Here is a 20,126-nt window from a genome sequence, read left to right as displayed (position 1 = left end):
GGCGTCAGGTATTACGGGGCCAACAGGTCCAACGGGTCCGACAGGTTCTTTAGGTGGACCGACTGGCCCGCAAGGAATACAAGGCGTACAAGGACCAATTGGTCCAACAGGTCCGACAGGAATTCAAGGAGTGCAAGGGGTGCAGGGAGAAATTGGCCCAACTGGTCCAACTGGCTTAACAGGACCACAAGGTGCTCAAGGTAGTCAAGGTCCGATGGGGGAACAAGGTCCACGGGGAATTCAAGGAATCCAAGGCCCACAAGGAGTAACCGGACCAACGGGAGCGACTGGAGCGACGGGAGTAACGGGTCCACAAGGAATCCAAGGAATCCAAGGCCCACAGGGGATAACGGGTCCGACGGGAGCAACCGGAGTGACTGGAATAACAGGCCCACAAGGAATCCAAGGAATTCAAGGCCCACAAGGTGTGACGGGAGCAACCGGAGCAACCGGAGCGACTGGATCGACTGGTGCAACAGGACCGACAGGAATCCAAGGAATCCAAGGAATAACAGGAGCAACAGGGGGAACGGGAATAACAGGCCCAACAGGTGCTACGGGCCCAACCGGCTTAACCGGAGCAACTGGATCGTCTGCTATATCAACAGGTGGCGGCTATTTCTTCTCTACCTCAACAAGTACAATTGCAGCAAATGCCAACATCCCAATTAATTCTGGATCCACTGTATATGGAACTGGTGTATCTTTAACTAGTGCTACAACTGTCACAGTATCCACACCAGGAATATATTTAGTAAGCTACTATTTCCAAGGGGACGCGACTGGTGGGAATGAGACAGTATCTGTTAGGTTGCTATTAAATGGAACACAAGTAACAGGGAGTTTCATACAAAATGTGACGACATCAACGGTAGTAATCGAACCAGCCATTTCAAATACACTTCTTGTGAATGTAACGAGTGCCAATTCCACGTTAATATTACAAAATGGTCCGTTAGGTGTAGGGCATGTGACCACTATAGCAGGTGCGATTACGGCAAGTTTAAATGTAGTGAGAATATTATAAGAAATATAAAAAACACAAGGAATGTCTGTATAGACACACCTTGTGTTTTTCTCTTTATCTTTTCGGTTGAAAAATATGCTGAAAGAAGTATTTGTGATGTAAGTTATCTACCACTTTATTTGCTTGATATGTGCGATGTTGTTCGAGTCGAAGTCTTTGCTCCATCATTTTTATTGCGTGATCAGATAAACGTAACATTATACATGTCTCCTTTTCTATAAATATAGGTGTCTATTGGTATCGATCCCATATTTATAATTAAGGAGGTACACTGTGTAACATAGGCAAAAAGCACCTTCCTCTCCCATTACGCTTACGAGGTTAGCTGTCGGACTCGGGAAGTGAGAGTTTCCCTACTTAAATAAGATTCGCCCCAAGTAGCATGGCTACAAAAATGGTTCCCCCGCTCCAAAATTTGGACTCAGCAAAAGGATTTATAAAGTAAAGGATAACATAAATAAATTGATGAGTCAAACTATTTTATATTTTCTGATTTTTTGAGTGAGGTTAAAACCACTCCATCGGGTAATATAATATCATTTATTTTAATAAATCCATGTTTTTTATATAAAGACAGAGCAGGTGTATTTTCTTTCCCTGTTTGTACAATATATGTTTGTGAAGGGGAGAACATGTCAAATACATAAAGTAGTAGTTTTGTGGCGATTCCTTTATGAAAATGATCGGGGGATACTACTAAACGATGAATATCAACTTCCTCTTCATCCATTTTAAAAGAAATAAACCCAGCAAGTGTATCTTCATAAAAATAGCCGTAAAAAATTCCATCACATAATTGAATATCGGCTACAGTATCATAAAGACGAGGAATAGCCGTACTATTTATATATTTTGCTTCAATTTCATAAGCGGGTATTTGAATGTTTAAAATAGAAGTAGCGGTGTTGTGAGAAGTTGTTACTAATTTTTGAATCATAGGGTAAAACCTCCTTATAGACTTTATTTTCATAGATTTGACAAGATTTTTCTTTATTGGATATAATAATTATAATAGTTACATAACAATTTAGTATGAAAAAGAAATACACCATAATAGAAATGGAGGGCTAAAGATGGGATGGATTATCACATTAATAGTTGGTGCTATTATAGGTGCAATTGCAGGTTCTATAACGGGTAAAAATTTTCCGGGTGGTATGTTTGGAAATATTATCGCAGGTTTGTTAGGTGCTTCATTAGGTGGTAGACTATTTGGATCTTTTGGGCCATCATTTGGTGGGATTCATGTCGTGCCAGCATTATTAGGTGCAATCGTATTAATTCTTATTGTATCATTTGTAGTGAAAGCTGCAAGAAAATAAAGATATAGATCATGATGAAAAGCCCTGAATAAGGGCTTTTCATCATTCGAAGAGGTGGTTTCATTGGAGAAATTAAATATTAGAAAAAGAGATAAGTTGAAAAAGTTTTTTAGAGAACAAAATTATTTAGCGGTGTTACTTGGCTTTGCGTTATTGTTTATTAACATATTACTGCTAACGAAAATTTCTTTTGTTTTTACTCCGTTTATCGTCTTTTTAAAAACAATTTTCTTCCCCGTATTATTAGCGGGGGTGCTATTTTATATATTACATCCATTCGTTTCGCTTTTAGAAAAGAAAGGTGTTTCCAGAATCGTATCAATCGCTTCTATATATATAATAGTACTAGGATTATTTGTATTTTTAGTTGTAACAGTAATCCCGATTATTAAAGATCAAATTGATGCATTAATAGATAACTTACCGTATTTCGGTCATGAAATTGAACGAGCAGCACGTAGATTCGGGGAAAGTAATTTACTAGGCAAAATTCAAGAGAATTTAAATATTGATGTAGCGAGTATGGTAAAAGACTACACAGTTGATTTTACGAAGTCGCTATCATCAGTAACTGGAAATGTAACTGGATTTTTAAGTACTGTTACAGAGGTCGTTTTAACGTTTGTAATGGTTCCATTTATATTGTTCTATCTTTTAAAAGATGGTGAACAATTACCGAACCACTTTTTAAAGTTTATTTCAGAGCAAAGACAACCAGCAGCGATGAGAATACTAGATGATATGCATTATGCGATTAGCTCGTATATTAGAGGACAAATTATCGTTAGCTTGTTTATCGGTATTATGCTATTAATCGGTTACCTTATTATTGGTATTAAATATGCGGTATTACTCGCTATTTTAGCAATGATTGTAAATATCGTTCCGTACGTAGGACCAATCATTGCAATTACACCAGCATTAATTATCGCATTTATTGACTCGCCAGCAATGGTGTTAAAAGTAATTATCGTTATGATGGTCGTACAATTAGCAGAAGGTAAATTTATTTCTCCGCAAGTTATGGGAAAAAAGCTAGACATTCACCCAATTACTATCATTTTTATTATTTTAACTGCCGGAAATTTATTTGGAATTATGGGGATTATTTTAGCAATTCCAGGATATGCGATATTAAAAGTGTTAGTAACGCATAGTTATAGATTTGTTAAGTTGAATACGTAAAAAAGAGCTAAAACAGATAAAACTGTTTTAGCCCTTTTTTTATTTATACTCTTGTTGAAGTAAACAAATAAACCTTATGCGTAGGCTTTTAATTCAATGATAGGTAGATTGCTTTCCTTTAGTTTGTAATCAAATATTAAATCGTCCATGCGAAAATTAGCATCTACTTCAAGAGAAATGAAGGTACCCCCGATTTCTACTTGATTTCCGTTCTCATTTTCAAAAGTGAGCGCACCGTCAAATGTTTCTATGTACTCATCGCAGGTGTATAAATATATTGCGATAGGTGTGAAATGTATAATTACCCCTAAAGTATCATCGTGACTATTATCATCGTTCTTAAATACATCAATCTTAAACGTATCATTCTTTTTAGTAAACCAACCCATGACATCACCTCGTTTTTGTATTACAAATCAATTCTATATATATTGATTATATATCGTTCGGAATAAATTGGTAATAACTATTGTTAAAACTTAATAAAAATAGAAAATTCAGTTTTGAGAGAACGAGAAATGTGATAAACTGTAAAAAAATAACGAAAAGCAAAGAAAGAGAAGAGTACATATTCAAAACTTTGCAGAGAGCTGATATGTGGTGGAAATCAGTAAGGGATGAATATGGAATGGGCTCCGGAGCTTCTAGCTGAAATGAGTAGGCAAAGACGGTTACTTCACGTTACGAAATTGAAGCGAGCTATTAATGATAGCTAATGAAGGTGGTACCGCGGGAGTCTCTCGTCCTTTTTATAGGATGAGGGGCTCTTTTTATTTTAAGGAAGGAGGAGTTAGGGTGAGCGAAAAAATAATGTTAACAGGAATTAAGCCGACAGGTTATCCTCATTTAGGAAATTATATTGGTGCGATTAAACCTGCATTACAAATGTCAAAGAAGAATGAAGGAAAAGCATTGTATTTTATAGCGGATTATCATGCGTTAAATGCTGTTCATGATCCAAGTCAGTTTAGTAGTTATACGAAAGAGGTAGCAGCTACTTGGTTATCACTTGGACTTGGAGAAGATGTTATTTTCTACAGGCAAACAGAAGTGCCGGAGATTCTAGAATTAGCTTGGATATTAGCTTGCCTAACTCCGAAAGGGATTATGAACCGTGCCCATGCGTATAAAGCGAAGGTGGAGCAAAATAAAGAAGCGGGTTTAGAGGTAGATGCAGGCGTGAATATGGGATTATATACGTATCCGATTTTAATGGCAGCTGACATATTACTATTTCAAGCTACTCATGTGCCGGTAGGGAAAGACCAAATTCAGCATATTGAAATCGCGCGTGATATTGCGACGTATTTTAATCATACATTTGGTATGACATTTACGCTTCCGGAGTATGTCATACAAGAAGAAGGTGCCATTTTACCTGATCTTGATGGAAGGAAGATGAGTAAAAGTTATGGAAATGTGATCCCGTTATTTACAGAGCAAGAAAAACTACGAAAATTAATATTTAAAATTAAAACAGACTCCTCACTTCCGAATGAACCGAAAGAACTAGAAACGTTATTTATGATATATAAAGAATTTGCGACAGAAGATGAAATGCAGTTCATGCGTGAAAAATATGGAACTGGAATCGGATGGGGCGATGTGAAAAAAGAGTTGTTTCGCGTTGTAGACCGTGAATTAGCTGGACCTCGTGAGAAGTACGCTCTGTATATGAATGAGCCAAGTTTATTATATGAAGCGTTAGAAAAAGGTGCTGAGCGGGCGCGTACTATTGCGAAGGTAAATTTAGCAGAAATTAAAAAACGGATTGGGTTTGAGAGGGAACGCTGAGCGTTCCCTTGTTTTTTTATAAAAAAATCGAACGAAATTTAAATTTGTTACCAATATAGAGTGAGGGAGGGATAGAAATGGTTACAATTCTCGAATTAAAAATGTTGCTAGTTCAAATAGGAACAGAAATTGTACCACCTAGTAATTTAAAAGAAAAAATTTTAATTCAAGTTAATCTGATGGAGGAAGTAACATTTAATCATGTTGAGGTGAATAAAGATGAGTGAAATTGTGTTAGCAGTTCAAGGTTTAAGTAAGACTTATGAGAGTGTAGATACAAATGTTAGAGCTTTACAAAATGTATCTTTGGAGTTAAATAAAGGAGAACTCCTTGCTGTAATGGGAACGAGTGGGTCTGGGAAGAGTACATTGCTTAACATACTTGGTGCTTTAGACAAACCTGATGAGGGAGTCGTATATGTAAATGGTGAAGTCCCTAAAAATATGTTTGTTGAACCATATGCAACGGAGTACAGGCGGGATAACATAGGATTTATATTTCAGTCATTTCATTTATTAAAGGATTTATCTGTAGAAGAAAATATTGCGTTACCCCTCATATTATCAACTGATTCAGAAGAGGAGATACGAGAAAAAACAAATAAAATATTAGATGTTCTTGGTTTAGTAAATTGGAGAAATCATCGACCAGTTCAGCTTTCTGGGGGACAACAACAGCGTGTTGCAATTGGTAGGGCATTAATAACATCTCCTCCAATTGTTCTTGCAGATGAACCTACTGGAAATTTAGATTTCAATACGTCTAATGATATTTTACGAGTACTAGTCGATATGAAACAAAAATTTAATCAAAGTATGATTCTTGTTACTCATGATCCTCACATTGCTACGTATGCAGATCGGGTTCTCTTCTTTCATAATGGAGAAGTTGTTGATGATTATACGTGTTCTCATGGAGTAAATGATATGAATATTATTTTAGATAAATTTAAAAAATTAATGGAGAAATCAAAATGATAAAATCAGTACGAGGATTAGGTTTACGCTTTTTTAAGATGAATAAATTTACTGCTATTTCCTCTATAGTTAGCGTTATGTTGGCTGTTTCTCTAATTGTTACGATGATTGTATTTTCGAGTCATGCGAAACAGTCTGTTATAAATGAAGTTAAAAATTTATATGGAGATATGGATTTATCTGTTGGATATAACCCTGATCAAAATAAATTGATGGATAAATCTTTACTACAAGATATTAAGGAACAAGGAAATATTGAATACATGTCAAAAGTATTGGTAAATCATTTTCAAGTGAATAAATTGAATACAACTATTTATACAGTAGGTGTTCAAAATGATTCGTTATCTAAAAGTCGATATCACTTCTCTAAAAATCTATCAAATGAAGAAGTAACATTAAATGATGGATTAGCGGAAACTTTACAAGTAAAAGTTGGGGAAAAGGTTGAAATAGAAAATAAATTCTATGTAGTAAAAGAAGTTTTACCTGATATAGAAGCTGGAGGTTCAGCTCCAGACATACTCGTTTTATCGGAAGGTGCGGTGAAACAGCACGTATATGAAAAAACGGGTAAACACAATGAGGCTACTTATGTGTTGATAAAAGCAAAAGAGAATGCAGATGTACTAGCATTGTCTAGTCAAATTCATAAAATAGACAAAGAATTAAGAATCGATATTGCGGAGGAAGACGAGTTTTTAAAAAGTAACTTAGTGTCATTACATATTTTTATAGTTATTGTATCTGTATTAATACTTATTATTACATCGTTATTATTAATGTCTAATTTTGAAGTGTTTTTATATAAATATAAAAGTCAATTTGCTATTATGCGATCAATGGGAGCAACAACGAAACAAATGTTTAAAGTTATATTTATTCAATGTAGTGTAATTAATTTCTTTGGTGGAATATTTGGTTTGTTACTAGCTGTAATAAGTAACCGTTTTTTACAAAGTTGGCTAGAGCATGTATTTGCTTTTCAAATTAATACAATGAGTTTCGACTATGAAATAGCAATTGTAACAATGATTTGTAGTATCTTTTTTATTGAATTGTTTATGTTATATCCTTCATACAGAAGTTCGAAAATATTGCCAGTAAAGCTTATGCGCGAAAATGAGGAATCCGACTTTTCTAATAAAAAAACACGCAGTATGATGGGGAAATTCCTTTTAATTAGTAGCATATTTTTAACTGTTTTAGGTGGATTTGTAGCAAATACGGGAGATACGCAGGCGATAGTGATATTAATAGGGTCTATATTTCTTGTTTTAGGGGTGTATATATTATTTCCTATTTATCTTTCTTCGATATTAATAGCATGTCTACCTATAATGAAAAAAATATTTGGAAGGAATACATTTGTTGCTATTAAAAATGTAATTCCGCAAGTAAGGAAAAATACATTTGTTATCTTAATGATAAGTACAATGATGGTGATAGTTGTCTTCGGATCCACTATATTTAAAACGATGCAAAAAAATAATGAAAGATATTTAAAACGAGAATTTCCAACACATATTGTTGTAGAAAATCGTTTGAATAATGATTCAACAATTTCCTCACCTCATATACAAAATATATTTAAAGAAATAAGTAGTGTAAAAGGAGCTAGTACAATTAGTACGAACTCACTTGCAGAATTAAAGCAAGGTGAAAAATATATTACTTTTGACTATAATTTAGGTGATTTGAAAGAAATGGAAAAGCAAGGATTACTGCCAGAAGTACCTGCGAATTTGGAGAATAGTATAATTATTACTGAAGAGTTAGCAGAGCGGTATAAACTTCATGTAGGTGATATCGTTCAATTGGGTCTATTTTCAGAACAGGAACAAAAAGTTAGACCGACTAGTAAGGTGGAAATTGGGTTAATTGTTAATGAGCTACCGAATTCTCCTGCGGTACTTATGGATTGGAGTAATGTAACATATAAACAAGATTATACAGTTTTTGAGCGTGCATTTATTAGTTCAAATAATGAGAGAGAGACGTTGGAGCAATTAAAGGAATTAAAAGGTCAATATCCACAATTAAAAATAAGTAGTTATACCCAATCGTTAAAACAATCTAATTTAATGTTTCAGCAAAGATGGTCCATCTTCATTGTTGTTATTATAGTAATTTTGTTAAGTGTAACATTAGGGGTATGTAATACACTTATAAATAATATTCAATCTAAAAGAAAAGAGTTTGCCATTTTACGAGCAATAATAGTTAAGAAAAAGGGGATTTTACAAGTTATTTTGACGCAAGTTAAATTATATGTACTTATTGGAATAGTGCTAGGCGTTGTGATAGGAACATTATTAACCTATATGGTAAGTATAATAGATCGTACACCTTTATTTTTTGATTTCAAACTTATCGTAACGGTAATAGCGGGGATGTTTGGAATAGTCCTTATTATTTTTCTACCTTTTGCTAATAGAATAGGAAAAAGGGATATTGTACAAGAGTTAAATAAGGATAATAAATAAAAATATAGTCAAGGTGAATCTCATCTTGACTATATTAATGGTTCAATTCGAATTCTGAAAGTCAGTAACAATCCTCTCAATAACAGAAGGAAGATTACTAGGTAACTCATCAAGTGAAAAGAAGCGTAGTTCTTTCGATTCCGTTTGGTCGTATACAAGTTCGCCATTGAATTCGCGGCAAATATAAACAACGAGTACACCGTGTACTTGATCACCGTTTGGATAGATTTGAAAGAAATCTGGTCCTGAGTATGTACGGAATAGTTCTGGATTTTTAATAATAAGTCCAGTTTCCTCGTATACTTCTCGCTTTAAAGCGTCTTCTAACGTTTCGTTATATTCTAAGGCGCCGCCAATAATGCCCCAGCGGTTAAAATCTGTACGTAGCTGCAGTAATATTTCATCTTTCTCATTTAATATAATGGCGTGTGAACCTATTAAAATAAGTGGATGGTTTCCTACTAAATTTCTCATGTCTTCAATATAACCCATGTTATTTCTCCTTGTTTTTAATAATAGTTAGGAAGTTCTTTTAACATTCTTTCTGTTTTACGTGCTGTATAGGCTAAGTTATGATCATCTTTCGTTCTGAAAAATAATGTGCGTAAAAAGGTTTTAATGTTGGCACATAATATACAATACTCATTAAGCGAAAGGCGTTTTCTAATTTGAGGAAGCCTTTTTATTTTTTTATAAATAATTGAAATTAACTCATCTTGCGGAAAATCATGATATAGCATCGATAGTAACGGTGTAACAATCCGTTCATCTTCATTATTATGAAAAAGGTCAGATGGAATGAAGATTTTATTCAATAAACAATGAATTAATTCTTCATACCACTCAAAAGTCGTATAGGAATTGTGAACAATTTCAGTAAAGGCATCAGATACGTGGGCAAGACAATGAGCCCATCCTTTATTTTCAATATAGCCTCGGAAATCTGTTTCTAAGTTTGTGTATGTAATGAGTTTGTTTTTTATTTCTTCGATATCCTCTTCTGTAAAAAAGTAGTGCGAGTTAGCGAATTGGAGTATTAACGCAAGTAACGAAACAGTGTAAGAACGTGTGAAAACCCCATCTGTATGCGGGGAGTAAATGTCACAATATAAATACTCATCACTTAAACAAGTTTGTAAAAGTAATTTCAGCTGATCATCCATAAGGAATTCATGATGAATGAAATGTGCAAAACATTTATATATAAGTTGGTAACGAACGTAACTATCAGTCGTTCCGATATACTGAAGCATGTTGAGTGTTAACTCATTTATATCTATATGTTGCAGTTGCGTATAGTCATTTTGTTGTATAAGCTCTAACTGTTGTTGTAACGTTGTAATATCCAATGGAGAACCTCCTCCGCACTTTAAAGATGCGATGTTTTCTAGTATTCTATATATTCAAGGACAATCCTGCTCATGCAAGGAGAACAAGTAGAAATTCGAGTATGACATAGATGAGGGAAGTATATGATGACTATAGAACAGTTAGAAAAACATTTTAAAATAAGAAGAAATGCTTCTTCTATTATGATAAAAGAAAATAATGCAGAGCTTTTTACAGAAGAGCAATTAGAAGAAATAGTGCAGTATTGCGTTGCTGAGGCTGAAAAAGAGGGAATAGAAAACTTACATTTTGAAATTTCTTCAAAAAGCCCAAATTATGATGTATATAAGAAATCTTTCGAAACGTATTCATTTGAATATGCTACTGAAAACATGATTGTATTTAAGGATATATATGAAGTAGAAGGTGTCGAAAGTGAGATTGATTTTAAGCTTATTGAAGAGATAGGCGAAGACGCTTTTTATTCATTGTGGAATGAAGTGACGGGAGAACAAATCGATTATGATCACTTTGTAAATATGATGCTACAAGAAATTGGTGAGCAATGGAAAGAGCATTGTTTAACAGCGAGTGTCGATGAAGAGCCGGTAGGAATTGTAATCCCGCATATTGAGAGTGGTACGTTAGAAGAAGGAAAACTAATGTATTTCGCAGTTGCTCCAAATATGCGAAATAAAGGGTATGAAGCAGCGTTCTTTACAGGGACAATGTTTGTCTTAAAAGAAATAGGCGCATCTTATTATATTGGCGAGACAAATGTACAAAATGAGTGGATGAAGGATGTTTTTGAAAAGAATGGATGTCAGTTGTTAAGTTGTACTGAGCGATATGTGAGAAGGTTTTAGGAGGGGGAAAAGGTTCTTGAACTTGTTTAACGGGAATCCGTGTACAAATTTTGAACAAGTAAAAGAACTTCTAGCCTGTTTGTAAGATAAAAAGAAAAATGAGAACGACAAAATAGATATTCCTATAATACAATAGAGAAAGATTCGATTATACGAGAAAGTGTTGGTGAAAGAATGGAGCAGCAAAGAAATTGGTTACAAGCAACTGTAGAAAGAAATGAAGACAATACGTTATATATAAAGTGGGAAAATAATATAGAAGAAGTTCGCATTTACTGGAGTACTTCACCAGAGCATATTGAAGAAACGGGAGAATTACTTGCAACGGTAAATGGAGAATCATCATGTACAGTTCAAAACCCGAGTGAAAATGAGCGTCCATATTTTAGACTAGTTGGAAGTAATGGACAAGCAGTGACAGTAGCTGAGCGTAGATTGCCATTACAAGGCGCGTTTAACTTCCGTGATATGGGAGGATATGAAACGACTGAAGGCCGTAAAGTAAAATGGGGCAAGTTGTACCGTTCTGAAGAATTAGCAGGACTAACAGAGTGGGATATCGACTATTTACAAAAGTCTGGCTTAAAATTAATTTGTGACTACCGTACAGATTTTGAAGTGAAGCATAAGCCGAATCCAGAGATTACGGGTGCTCGTCAAGTGTGCTTACCAGTTATGCAAGACTTGGCAAAAGACTTGAACATAAATGAATTTTTCCAAGTTGGTGACCTTTCTATGTTAGGGAAACCAGGCGAGTATCTTGTGAAAATGAATCAAGATTTCGTAAGTGGTAATGAAGCATTCGTGAGCTTCTTAAACTTAGCACAAAACCCAGAAAACTTACCGTTAGTAAACCACTGTACAGCTGGAAAAGACCGTACTGGATTCGGATCAGCACTATTATTACTTTTACTAGGTGTACCGGAAAAAACAGTAATGGAAGACTATTTACTAAGTAACGGCTTCCGTGAAAAATTAAATGAAAAAATGATGGCTTTTTTAGGTGCAAAACTACAAAACGATGAAAGTAGAGCAATATTAGGCGCAATGTTTGAAGCGCGCGCTGAATATTTACAAGCTGCGATTGATGAAGTGAAAAAGCAATACGGTTCAGTTGAAGTGTATGCTGAAAAAGCACTTGGCTTTACGAAAGAGTCGTTAGAAGACATGAAAGTGTTATTGCTAGAGGATAAATAATGAGGAGGGAGGCTAATTGGATTAGCCTCCTGTTTCTATTATGAAATTTTTCGTTGTCTTATTATTCCTATGACAATTGGAATAACTGTCCCAATTAACAATATCGGTAAAAATAATTTTCCGAAACCGCCGCTCCAATCTAAAGCGATTGAAATTGTTTCAAATTGGATGAAAGCAAAAATAAGTAAACAGACATTTTTTAATTGATTAAGCATTTTTCTGCTATTTAAATAAAACAGCGGAGCATTCGATTCATTCAGTCTTTGTGGGTAGTTATGAACTTCTGGAAACTTTTCTAAAGTTTGCATTAAAAGGAGTATGAATGCCCCAATTCCTGGTAGAAGCAAAAGTTGCCACTTTGATCCCCAGCGATCTACAGCCCCATATGCGTTATAATGTGCGGGCACTTCCTCGGGTAATCTTCCCCAAATGATAATCAAAAAAATGATTGATCCAAAGAATAATGAATATCCAATGATATCTCCAACCCATTCACTTTTTGTTTTTGGGATTTGTATTTTAGGTCTTCCCCATGAATTTACTATGTCTTTCCGCCCCTTTCTATTCCTGTATTCCCTTTTTTAAAATTGGATTCATTATCCAAATTATCTCAAATTTATAGTATTTTCACAATTAATTATTTTTGAATAACATGATTCGTGTGTCTGAAACAACTTTAAGATTGCTGTACAGCTATTATTCGTAAAGGGAAAAAGTTCGACTTAAGAGACGATTAATGAGAAAATACAAGTTGTAAATAACGTACTAGTTGAGGAGAGCATAATGAAATACAAAGTTATATTATTCGACGTAGATGATACATTATTAGATTTTCCTGAGACGGAAAGAAACGCATTACATAACGCGTTTGTACAGTTTGGCATGCCTACAGGGTATGATGATTATCTTGCAAGTTATAAAGAGATTAGTAATGGATTATGGAGAGATTTAGAAAATAAAATGATTACACTAAGTGAATTAGCGGTAGATCGATTTAGACAATTATTTGCACTGCATAATATAGAAGTAGATGCGCAGCAATTTAGTGATGTATACCTTGAAAACTTAGGGAAAGAAGTACATCTTATAGAAGGTGCAGTACAATTATGTGAGAAACTACAAGATTGCAAGTTAGGTATTATTACGAATGGATATACGAAGGTGCAACAATCGAGGATTGGAAATTCGCCTTTATGTAACTTCTTTGATCATATTATTATTTCAGAAGAGGTTGGTCATCAAAAACCAGCGCGTGAGATTTTTGATTATGCATTTGAGAAGTTTGGGATTACTGATAAATCAAGTGTACTAATGGTCGGAGATTCGCTAACTTCTGATATGAAAGGCGGAGAAGATTACGGCATTGATACGTGTTGGTATAATCCAAGTTTGAAAGAAAATAAGACAGATGTTAAGCCGACTTATGAAGTGGAGAGCCTGCTACAAACTTTAGAAATTGTGGAAGTGGCGGAAGAAAAGGTAGTTTCATTTTAATCGTGTCGATATAAGTTGAGTTGCGTTCAATTTATAGGTACGATCGGTGTAATAACTAGAGGTGAGTGAAAGATGTTAACGTTTTTATTTGAGTTAGACAAAAGTATTCCGCAGAAAGATGAGCCACGGTATGCTGCTTATGCAAATGGCTTTATTGAAGGGGATTTAACGATTCATGTGGGTGACAGAGTACTTTTTCAAAAGTCATGTATGAAGGTCGCAGAGCTCGGCATTTATTTAGGACAGTGGATGGAACAAGTGCAACATGGGAAGAACGAACAGTTGAATTATGAAACGAGTGACCGTAAGGAAGTAATTCTCGGATTCGTATATGAAGAGGAAGATCAGTGGAGAGTTGCTTCCAGTTGGCAGCAATTTGAACTTCAAGAGCGTATATCGACTACAGTATTAGTAGAAAGCGTTGGGCGTTATTTGAATGAGCTCAATAAGGAGCTGCGCGCGATAGAATATCCTGTGACGTTTGATCAGTACTTAAGAGGAGAGCGAATGATGCAGCTTTCTTATAAACGACTGTGTGATAGTAAAGCGGATACGACTTCAATAGAGGTTTACAATGGAAGCGAAGGAGTAGGCGTAGTACGGGGCTATTATAAAAATGCGTTGATGAAAGTGCTAGACTTCATTCCGAAAGTCGGTAGTAATATCATTTATGAAATAAAGGATAGTAAAGACAATATTCGTGTCATTGCAAAGGATGTAAGTAGGCAGCGTCAAAGAAGGATTTTAGTAACGTACATCGATAATAATGATGCAGAGCATGAAATACTTGTATGTGACGGAAAGTTATTAGATGCAAATTTCTTATTTACTTTTACATATAAGGGAGAAGAATATGTTGTTCACAAAACTTCAATTGGGCTTGGAAAGTTATTACGAAACGGCTATGTAATCGCAGATTGGAATATTCGTCTTGAGGAAGATATGTATTATATCGAGATGGATGTATATGATGAAAATTATATAGAAGATCAATACTTACTGTTAGGCGTATTTCATGCTGTTTTGTATGGTTGATAAATGAGAAGTACCGGCATTCTTCATGGGAAGGATGCCGGTATTTTTATGTGATTTTGTGTCCTTAATTAATCCTCAAAAATAAAAATCTCATCAATCGTACTATGAAGTGCCTTCGCTATATCGTGAGCGAGTTGTAAGGAAGGGTTGTATTTTCCTTTTTCGAGATGGCTTATCGTTTCACGACGTACACCAACAGTTTTCGCTAAATCTTCTTGTGTCATGTTCGATTTGGCGCGGTATTCTTTTATTCTCGTTACGAACGCCATGGCGCATTTTCCATTTCATCAACAGGTTTATCATAAAAGAACATAGAGAAGCCGAACGTAAGAATGAGTGTGCTGAAAATAAGAGCGATATCAATCTCTTGTAGCGCCGGGTTTGGAAATAACATTTCAATAAACATAATGATAGCGGTCGTTAGTAATGTAACGATAAAGGCATTGCGGCACGATTTATTGACGATTTGTTCAAATAGTTCATCGTGTTGAACCGTTCTATACGTTGTGAAAAAGGAGAAGAAACAAAACATAGTAAACAATCCTTTTTCATAAAAAAAGCCGAGGAAACCGAAGAAACCGAGAAACCCTAAATATTTTATCCAAGTTGTTTTCACGATAGATTCTCCTTTCAGTGTTAGAAATAAATCACGTTATGTTATAAATATATCACATATAGAAATGTATAGTAATAATAGTTTTCCAATTCTTTTCATAATAATAGTAAAAAGAGGAAATATACTGCGAAATAAAGAGGATAATATTGTAAAATGGTTGTAAGGAGGGGGAGGAAGGAATGTTAACTTGGATCATGATCGTTGTATTACTTGTAGTCATTACTGTAGTGGCGACGGTGTTAATTGGGCGAAATGGTGATGCGAATTATAGTAAAGCGACAAAAGGGAATATTAAACGGCTGACGATGATTTATATTATATTAGCTGTCGTTTTAATCGTTGGATTAGGCGTGTATATTTATTTTAAAGGTTAAAAAACTGAAAAAATATAAAAATCTAAAAATAGAAGTATGCTATAATATTAATATAGTTATTTGGTAATTAAGGAAAGGATTGGATGGAATGATTGAAATTACGAATGTGTCAAAAAGTTATAATGGGTCTACCTATGCAGTAAAAGATTTAAGTTTATCTGTGCCTAGCGGAGAAATCTTTGGATTTTTAGGGCCGAATGGTGCGGGTAAATCAACGACAATTAAGATGATTACTGGTATTCATGGGGTGGACAAAGGGACGATTACGATTAACGGTATAGATATTATGAAAAATCCGATGGAAGCGAAAAAGACGTTTGGTTATGTTCCAGATAGTCCAGATATGTTTTTACGTTTAAAGGGAATTGAATATTTAAACTTTATGGCAGATATGTATGAAGTGCCGAAAGAAGTACGCCAAGAACGAATCGAGTCTTTAGCGAAGAAATTTGATCTTTACAATGCGTTATCGGATCAAATTCAAAGTTACTCGCACGGTATGAGACAAAAAATCGTTATTATTGGTGTGCTCGTGCATGAGCCAGATGTATGGATTTTAGATGAACCATTAACGGGGCTTGATCCGAAATCTGCATATATTTTAAAAGAAATGATGAGAGAACATGCGGATAAAGGAAAGATTGTATTTTTCTCTACACACGTATTAGAAGTAGCGGAAAAAATATGTGACCGCGTTGCGATTATTAATAAGGGAAATCTTCAGTTTAAAGGGAATTTAGATGAAATGAGAGATCATTTTAAATCCAATGAATCACTTGAAAAAATGTTCTTAGAGATGACGGGCAATGAGTAAAATTTGGACGTTAACGAAAGTATTATTGAAATTAAATTATGCAGATTTCATAACAGATAAGAAGAAGCGATGGGCGTATGTATTTTCATTTGCAGCCATTTTATTTGTTGGCTTTTTAATATTTGGTTCGATGACGCACGGAATGTATGAGGGTATGAAACATTTAGGGCAAGACCCAGGAATGATTATCGCAATGGGACTTGCGATTGCGAGTATATGGGTATTTTTAATGAGTATAACGAACATTTTAACTGTATTTTACTACAGTAATGACATTGAAATGTTATTGCCATTACCATTAAAACCAGCACAAATTATTTCGGCAAAATTTTTAACGGTATTAATTACACAATACGTAATGAGTTCATTTATTTTATTACCAATCTTTATTACGTACGGGTTAAAAAGTAGCGCATTTATTACATATTATATATACATGATTTTTATTTACTTACTCTTCCCGATTGTGCCGTTAGTATTAGCTTCATTACTGATGACAGTTATTATGAGGTATACAAATATAGCGAAAAACAAAGATCGAGGCAATATATTTATTGGAATCGTAAGTATACTATTTATTGTAGGAATTAATGTATTTTTACAGTGGAAAAATAAAAGCTCGTTTTCTGAAGATGCGCTTACGAATTATCTTGCGAACAACCAATCTTCTCTTTTAGTACAAATGACAAATTATTTTCCAACTACATATTTTGGAGCAGTGGCATTAGTAGAAAATGCAAATTGGAAGGGACCTTTATACGTAATAATCTTTGCACTTATTTCATTTGTATTTTTTGTGTTGTTTTATTACATTGCAGAGCGTACATATTTAAAAGGGGTTATTGGACTTTCAACTAGTACAGCAAAAAAAGAGGTCATTTCAGCAGAAGGTTTACAAAAATCAACGGTACAAAGTTCACATTTAAAAGCGTATGTGAAAAAAGAATTTAAAACGTTATTCCGTACACCGCAATTTTTCTTAAATTGTATCGTACAAACTTTCGTTATGCCGATTATGTTATTCTTTGTTTTATTCGTGCAAGATGGGAATTTAAAGTGGATTACAGGGTATATTGATAACCCAAAATCAGCAGGATTGGCGATTGGTGTAGGACTTTGTGCATCGTTATTTTTAATGGGAAGTAACGTTATCGCAACAACATCATTTTCACGTGATGGAAGCTCTTGGTTTGTGAATCGTTATTTACCTGTAAAAGCTTCGGATATCTTTTTTGCGAAAGCGATTACTGCTTGGTTAATTAATGTGATTATTTTAGCAGTATTCGGTATTACGATGGCAGTTGTAGCTGGGATTTCTCCTGTATTCATGTTACTGTGGTTTTTACTAAGTGCGAACGGTTTATTGTTAATTAATTTAATTGGTACACGCTGGGATGCACAAACTGCAGATATACATTGGGATACAGAGCAGAAATTATTTAAGAGCCGCTATACAACATTGTGGAATTTTTTAGCTAATATTTTTATAGCTTTAGTTATTGTAGCGGGAGTAAGTCTATTATACTTCTTCCTTCAAGTAGGACTGTGGGTTATGTTTATCGTTTTATTTGTAATGTTTACGATTGTAAATTATATCTTCATTAAAATTTTAAAATTAGGTGCAGAACGCATATTATCAAATATTGAATAAAAAGATAGATCCTCTGTATTCGTGCAGGGGATTTATCCATAGATGGAGGAGAAAAGGTGAAGAAAATAGCAATTGTAACAGGGGCAACTCGTCTGAATGGAATTGGTGCAGCTGTATGCAAGGTGCTTGCTCAAAAAGGGATAGACATTTTTTTCACGTACTGGTCTCAGTATGATAAAGCGATGCCGTGGGGAATGCATGACAAAGAGCCCTTTTTGTTGAAAGAGGAGATTGAAAGTTTAGGTGTTCGATGTGAAATGGCAGAAATCAATTTATCGCAGTCGTATTCGCCAAATCGTTTGTTTTATATGGTCTCAGAACGTTTAGGTGATCCATCTATTTTAATTAATAATGCAGCGTATTCTACACATACAAGAATTGAAGAATTAAATGTAGAACAGCTAGATAAACATTATACAGTAAATGTCCGCGCTACTATGCAATTAAGTTCATTATTTATAAAACATTATGCACTGAAAACGAATGGAAGTATTATTAACCTTACTTCAGGACAGTCACTAGGGCCAATGCCTGATGAACTAGCATACGCAGCAACGAAAGGAGCAATTGAAGCATTTACAAAATCAGTAGCACCAGTTGCGATGGAGAAGGGGATTACAGTGAATGCTGTTGATCCAGGACCGACGAATACAGGATGGATTACAGAGGAGCTGAAGCATCATTTAGTATGGAAGTTCCCACAAGGTAAAGTAGGAGAACCGTCAGATGCAGCACGCTTAATTTCTTTTTTAGTAAGTGAAGAAGCAAAATGGATTACGGGGCAAGTCATTCATTCGAACGGTGGTTACTCATAAATATATTATGTTAACAATTGTTGAGAAACAAAAAAATAAAAGAAAATTTTATTTTTTTGTTTGAATAAAATGTCAAGAAAGATAAAAATTTGATAGGAGAGTATATCGTCATATGAAGATAGTAATTCTTCATTTGACAATATACTCTTTTTCTTTTACTACAGAGAAGAAAAATGAAGTAGAAGAAACTCGAATATTCAAATGGGTTTATCAGTTTTTGTACGTATTATTATGAAGATTACTGTCGGAAAGATGGTGATTCATGTGAAAAGGGATTTTTTAAGGGGAAATCGAATCGTAAAGGGGAGGATAAATAAAGTAAACATAGGGGGATTTATATGAAAATGAAAAAGGTCGCTATCGCATCGATAACAATTGGTACAATGCTTACTATGGCAGCTTGTAGCCCTTCAGCAGATAAAGAGACAGAAAAGAAAGAGCAAGTAACAGCGCAAAATGAAGGAGAATCAAAAACGACAAGTGCAGATGAGACGTCAAAAATAACGAAAGATACTGAAAAAGATACAAATACTTCTTCAAATGAAAAAACAGATAAGGATGCAAAAAATACGAAAGAATCATCAGGAACAGAGAGTAACGGTAAAACGTCATCTCAAAATGAGAATGTGAAAACAAAAGAAAAAGAGACGACAGGAAAAACGAATGACGAAACGACTAGCGGAAAAACAACAGATCAAAGTACAAGTACAAACTCAAAAGGAAAAACAACGAAAGATCCGAAGAAAAGCGTAGCTGTGAAAACAAATGTAAAAGAAGTTGCTGCATTAGTTGATAGTTTAGACAAGCAATTAGCTGCAAATCCGAAATTAGAAACAGTAAATAAACTTGGAAAACAAATTAATGAAAAGTGGGATGTAATCGAGAAAGAGTTAGAAGCATCTCACCCAGCTGAATATAAAACAATCGGACAAAGTATGTATCCGTTAATTGTAGGAGCGGAGAAAGAAAAGATAGATATTAATAAAATGAAATCATTAACGACGAAAACGAAAAAAGATTTAACTCAGTTATTAACGAAACTTTTGTAGTTTGAAAAGCCTACTGTGTGAAGTGACCCCTAAAAGTTAGACACGGTTATTTCATTAGGCAGCTTGATAAAAGTGAGTCCGGTATTGCACCGGG

The 20,126-nt window shown here is 34.6% G+C and carries 23 protein-coding genes, 1 pseudogene, 1 riboswitch and 1 other annotated feature; of the genes and pseudogenes, 16 read left to right on the top strand and 8 right to left on the bottom strand.

The genetic code is table 11. The features are described from left to right. Window positions 1-7 precede the first annotated feature (7 nt). Window positions 8-1,027, top strand: a pseudogene (locus JDS99_RS01925) (collagen-like protein); the annotation flags it as partial. A gap of 54 nt (window positions 1,028-1,081) precedes the next feature. Here the strand turns inward: JDS99_RS01925 and JDS99_RS01920 are convergent. Further along, window positions 1,082-1,225, bottom strand: coding sequence for a hypothetical protein (locus JDS99_RS01920; protein ID WP_000945246.1), 144 nt, complete (start codon window positions 1,223-1,225; stop codon window positions 1,082-1,084). A 96-nt stretch (window positions 1,226-1,321) separates the two neighbouring features. Further along, window positions 1,322-1,464: riboswitch (cyclic di-AMP (ydaO/yuaA leader) on the bottom strand. Between the two features lie 38 nt (window positions 1,465-1,502). Further along, a complete protein-coding gene (locus JDS99_RS01915) occupies window positions 1,503-1,964 on the bottom strand; it encodes a GNAT family N-acetyltransferase (protein ID WP_199694390.1) in 462 nt (153 codons plus the stop codon). 136 nt (window positions 1,965-2,100) lie between these two features. Between JDS99_RS01915 and JDS99_RS01910 the strand changes: the two genes are divergently transcribed. Then, window positions 2,101-2,349: a GlsB/YeaQ/YmgE family stress response membrane protein gene (locus tag JDS99_RS01910; protein ID WP_000539721.1), complete on the top strand. Its 249-nt coding sequence runs from the start codon at window positions 2,101-2,103 to the stop codon at window positions 2,347-2,349. 63 nt (window positions 2,350-2,412) lie between these two features. After that, the gene (locus tag JDS99_RS01905; protein ID WP_048546503.1) at window positions 2,413-3,534 is read left to right on the top strand and encodes an AI-2E family transporter; all 1,122 of its coding nucleotides are present in this window, start codon (window positions 2,413-2,415) and stop codon (window positions 3,532-3,534) included. A 74-nt stretch (window positions 3,535-3,608) separates the two neighbouring features. On the opposite strand, the gene JDS99_RS01900 is transcribed toward JDS99_RS01905, so the two are convergent. Continuing rightward, window positions 3,609-3,923, bottom strand: a complete 315-nt coding sequence (locus tag JDS99_RS01900; protein WP_088064057.1) for a hypothetical protein — start codon at window positions 3,921-3,923, stop codon at window positions 3,609-3,611. Window positions 3,924-4,076: 153 nt separating this feature from the next. Beyond that, window positions 4,077-4,285: a binding site (T-box leader), on the top strand. A 5-nt stretch (window positions 4,286-4,290) separates the two neighbouring features. Between JDS99_RS01900 and JDS99_RS01895 the strand changes: the two genes are divergently transcribed. From JDS99_RS01895 to JDS99_RS01880, 4 genes are all read left to right on the top strand, one after another. After that, window positions 4,291-5,328, top strand: coding sequence for a tryptophan--tRNA ligase (locus tag JDS99_RS01895; protein ID WP_199694388.1), 1,038 nt, complete (start codon window positions 4,291-4,293; stop codon window positions 5,326-5,328). Between the two features lie 77 nt (window positions 5,329-5,405). Continuing rightward, window positions 5,406-5,555, top strand: coding sequence for a hypothetical protein (locus tag JDS99_RS01890; protein ID WP_199694386.1), 150 nt, complete (start codon window positions 5,406-5,408; stop codon window positions 5,553-5,555). Next, window positions 5,548-6,306, top strand: a complete 759-nt coding sequence (locus JDS99_RS01885; protein WP_088064055.1) for an ABC transporter ATP-binding protein — start codon at window positions 5,548-5,550, stop codon at window positions 6,304-6,306. Before JDS99_RS01890 ends, JDS99_RS01885 begins: the two co-directional genes overlap by 8 nt. Continuing rightward, window positions 6,303-8,792, top strand: a complete 2,490-nt coding sequence (locus JDS99_RS01880) for an FtsX-like permease family protein (protein ID WP_199694384.1) — start codon at window positions 6,303-6,305, stop codon at window positions 8,790-8,792. The genes JDS99_RS01885 and JDS99_RS01880 overlap by 4 nt, the downstream gene beginning before the upstream one ends. A gap of 42 nt (window positions 8,793-8,834) precedes the next feature. Here the strand turns inward: JDS99_RS01880 and JDS99_RS01875 are convergent, their stop codons facing one another. Together JDS99_RS01875 and JDS99_RS01870 are read right to left on the bottom strand one after the other, a co-directional pair. Beyond that, window positions 8,835-9,284: an NUDIX hydrolase gene (locus JDS99_RS01875; RefSeq protein WP_199694382.1), complete on the bottom strand. Its 450-nt coding sequence runs from the start codon at window positions 9,282-9,284 to the stop codon at window positions 8,835-8,837. Between the two features lie 17 nt (window positions 9,285-9,301). Beyond that, window positions 9,302-10,141: a DUF2785 domain-containing protein gene (locus tag JDS99_RS01870; protein WP_088081922.1), complete on the bottom strand. Its 840-nt coding sequence runs from the start codon at window positions 10,139-10,141 to the stop codon at window positions 9,302-9,304. 123 nt (window positions 10,142-10,264) lie between these two features. On the opposite strand from JDS99_RS01870, the gene JDS99_RS01865 reads away from it, so the two are divergent. Continuing rightward, a complete protein-coding gene (locus JDS99_RS01865) occupies window positions 10,265-10,987 on the top strand; it encodes a GNAT family N-acetyltransferase (RefSeq protein ID WP_199694380.1) in 723 nt (240 codons plus the stop codon). A gap of 174 nt (window positions 10,988-11,161) precedes the next feature. Continuing rightward, complete coding sequence (locus JDS99_RS01860) at window positions 11,162-12,184, top strand: tyrosine-protein phosphatase (protein WP_087984145.1); 1,023 nt, start codon at window positions 11,162-11,164, stop codon at window positions 12,182-12,184. Between the two features lie 38 nt (window positions 12,185-12,222). Here JDS99_RS01860 and JDS99_RS01855 read toward each other — a convergent pair whose 3' ends face one another. Continuing rightward, entirely contained in the window at window positions 12,223-12,696 is a 474-nt protein-coding gene (locus tag JDS99_RS01855; RefSeq protein WP_345943210.1) for a DUF1648 domain-containing protein, read from the bottom strand. Between the two features lie 271 nt (window positions 12,697-12,967). Between JDS99_RS01855 and JDS99_RS01850 the strand changes: the two genes are divergently transcribed. Together JDS99_RS01850 and JDS99_RS01845 are read left to right on the top strand one after the other, a co-directional pair. Continuing rightward, window positions 12,968-13,678, top strand: coding sequence for a YjjG family noncanonical pyrimidine nucleotidase (locus JDS99_RS01850; RefSeq protein ID WP_199694378.1), 711 nt, complete (start codon window positions 12,968-12,970; stop codon window positions 13,676-13,678). Between the two features lie 72 nt (window positions 13,679-13,750). After that, window positions 13,751-14,713: a tubby C-terminal domain-like protein gene (locus JDS99_RS01845; RefSeq protein WP_199694377.1), complete on the top strand. Its 963-nt coding sequence runs from the start codon at window positions 13,751-13,753 to the stop codon at window positions 14,711-14,713. 68 nt (window positions 14,714-14,781) lie between these two features. Here the strand turns inward: JDS99_RS01845 and JDS99_RS01840 are convergent, their stop codons facing one another. Next, a complete protein-coding gene (locus tag JDS99_RS01840) occupies window positions 14,782-14,982 on the bottom strand; it encodes a helix-turn-helix transcriptional regulator (protein WP_087984149.1) in 201 nt (66 codons plus the stop codon). Beyond that, window positions 14,970-15,329 (bottom strand): DUF2178 domain-containing protein, encoded by a 360-nt coding sequence (locus tag JDS99_RS01835; protein ID WP_199694375.1) that lies wholly within the window; start codon window positions 15,327-15,329, stop codon window positions 14,970-14,972. Before JDS99_RS01835 ends, JDS99_RS01840 begins: the two co-directional genes overlap by 13 nt. A gap of 179 nt (window positions 15,330-15,508) precedes the next feature. On the opposite strand from JDS99_RS01835, the gene JDS99_RS01830 reads away from it, so the two are divergent. The 5 genes from JDS99_RS01830 (at window position 15,509) to JDS99_RS01810 (ending at window position 20,032) form a co-directional block, all read left to right on the top strand. After that, window positions 15,509-15,703, top strand: a complete 195-nt coding sequence (locus tag JDS99_RS01830) for a hypothetical protein (RefSeq protein ID WP_000958865.1) — start codon at window positions 15,509-15,511, stop codon at window positions 15,701-15,703. Between the two features lie 88 nt (window positions 15,704-15,791). Continuing rightward, on the top strand, window positions 15,792-16,517 hold the full coding sequence (locus JDS99_RS01825) for an ABC transporter ATP-binding protein (protein WP_088122691.1): 726 nt from the start codon (window positions 15,792-15,794) through the stop codon (window positions 16,515-16,517). Then, window positions 16,510-18,168 carry a putative ABC transporter permease subunit gene (locus JDS99_RS01820; RefSeq protein ID WP_088064044.1) on the top strand — a complete coding sequence of 553 codons (1,659 nt, stop codon included), beginning with the start codon at window positions 16,510-16,512 and terminating at the stop codon, window positions 18,166-18,168. The genes JDS99_RS01825 and JDS99_RS01820 overlap by 8 nt, the downstream gene beginning before the upstream one ends. 56 nt (window positions 18,169-18,224) lie before the next feature. Then, window positions 18,225-18,983, top strand: coding sequence for an SDR family oxidoreductase (locus JDS99_RS01815; protein WP_048544550.1), 759 nt, complete (start codon window positions 18,225-18,227; stop codon window positions 18,981-18,983). Window positions 18,984-19,321: 338 nt separating this feature from the next. Next, window positions 19,322-20,032, top strand: coding sequence for a hypothetical protein (locus tag JDS99_RS01810; protein WP_199694373.1), 711 nt, complete (start codon window positions 19,322-19,324; stop codon window positions 20,030-20,032). Window positions 20,033-20,126 lie beyond the last annotated feature (94 nt).

Origin of the sequence: Bacillus cereus group sp. N6, from assembly GCF_016483705.1 — a bacterium.
Lineage (GTDB): Bacteria > Bacillota > Bacilli > Bacillales > Bacillaceae_G > Bacillus_A > Bacillus_A wiedmannii.
Note: the sequence above shows the minus strand (reverse complement) of the source record. Positions and strands in the feature narration are given on the sequence as shown.

What these genes read in the sequence shown, in the direction of transcription:
- JDS99_RS01920 (WP_000945246.1), bottom strand. Translation starts at nt 1,225, where the DNA reads ATGTTACGTTTATCTGATCACGCAATAAAAATGATGGAGCAAAGACTT.
- JDS99_RS01915 (WP_199694390.1), bottom strand. Translation starts at nt 1,964, where the DNA reads ATGATTCAAAAATTAGTAACAACTTCTCACAACACCGCTACTTCTATT.
- JDS99_RS01910 (WP_000539721.1), top strand. Translation starts at nt 2,101, where the DNA reads ATGGGATGGATTATCACATTAATAGTTGGTGCTATTATAGGTGCAATT.
- JDS99_RS01900 (WP_088064057.1), bottom strand. Translation starts at nt 3,923, where the DNA reads ATGGGTTGGTTTACTAAAAAGAATGATACGTTTAAGATTGATGTATTT.
- JDS99_RS01895 (WP_199694388.1), top strand. Translation starts at nt 4,291, where the DNA reads ATGAGGGGCTCTTTTTATTTTAAGGAAGGAGGAGTTAGGGTGAGCGAA.
- JDS99_RS01890 (WP_199694386.1), top strand. Translation starts at nt 5,406, where the DNA reads ATGGTTACAATTCTCGAATTAAAAATGTTGCTAGTTCAAATAGGAACA.
- JDS99_RS01885 (WP_088064055.1), top strand. Translation starts at nt 5,548, where the DNA reads ATGAGTGAAATTGTGTTAGCAGTTCAAGGTTTAAGTAAGACTTATGAG.
- JDS99_RS01880 (WP_199694384.1), top strand. Translation starts at nt 6,303, where the DNA reads ATGATAAAATCAGTACGAGGATTAGGTTTACGCTTTTTTAAGATGAAT.
- JDS99_RS01875 (WP_199694382.1), bottom strand. Translation starts at nt 9,284, where the DNA reads ATGGGTTATATTGAAGACATGAGAAATTTAGTAGGAAACCATCCACTT.
- JDS99_RS01865 (WP_199694380.1), top strand. Translation starts at nt 10,265, where the DNA reads ATGATGACTATAGAACAGTTAGAAAAACATTTTAAAATAAGAAGAAAT.
- JDS99_RS01860 (WP_087984145.1), top strand. Translation starts at nt 11,162, where the DNA reads ATGGAGCAGCAAAGAAATTGGTTACAAGCAACTGTAGAAAGAAATGAA.
- JDS99_RS01850 (WP_199694378.1), top strand. Translation starts at nt 12,968, where the DNA reads ATGAAATACAAAGTTATATTATTCGACGTAGATGATACATTATTAGAT.
- JDS99_RS01845 (WP_199694377.1), top strand. Translation starts at nt 13,751, where the DNA reads ATGTTAACGTTTTTATTTGAGTTAGACAAAAGTATTCCGCAGAAAGAT.
- JDS99_RS01840 (WP_087984149.1), bottom strand. Translation starts at nt 14,982, where the DNA reads ATGGCGTTCGTAACGAGAATAAAAGAATACCGCGCCAAATCGAACATG.
- JDS99_RS01830 (WP_000958865.1), top strand. Translation starts at nt 15,509, where the DNA reads ATGTTAACTTGGATCATGATCGTTGTATTACTTGTAGTCATTACTGTA.
- JDS99_RS01825 (WP_088122691.1), top strand. Translation starts at nt 15,792, where the DNA reads ATGATTGAAATTACGAATGTGTCAAAAAGTTATAATGGGTCTACCTAT.
- JDS99_RS01820 (WP_088064044.1), top strand. Translation starts at nt 16,510, where the DNA reads ATGAGTAAAATTTGGACGTTAACGAAAGTATTATTGAAATTAAATTAT.
- JDS99_RS01810 (WP_199694373.1), top strand. Translation starts at nt 19,322, where the DNA reads ATGAAAATGAAAAAGGTCGCTATCGCATCGATAACAATTGGTACAATG.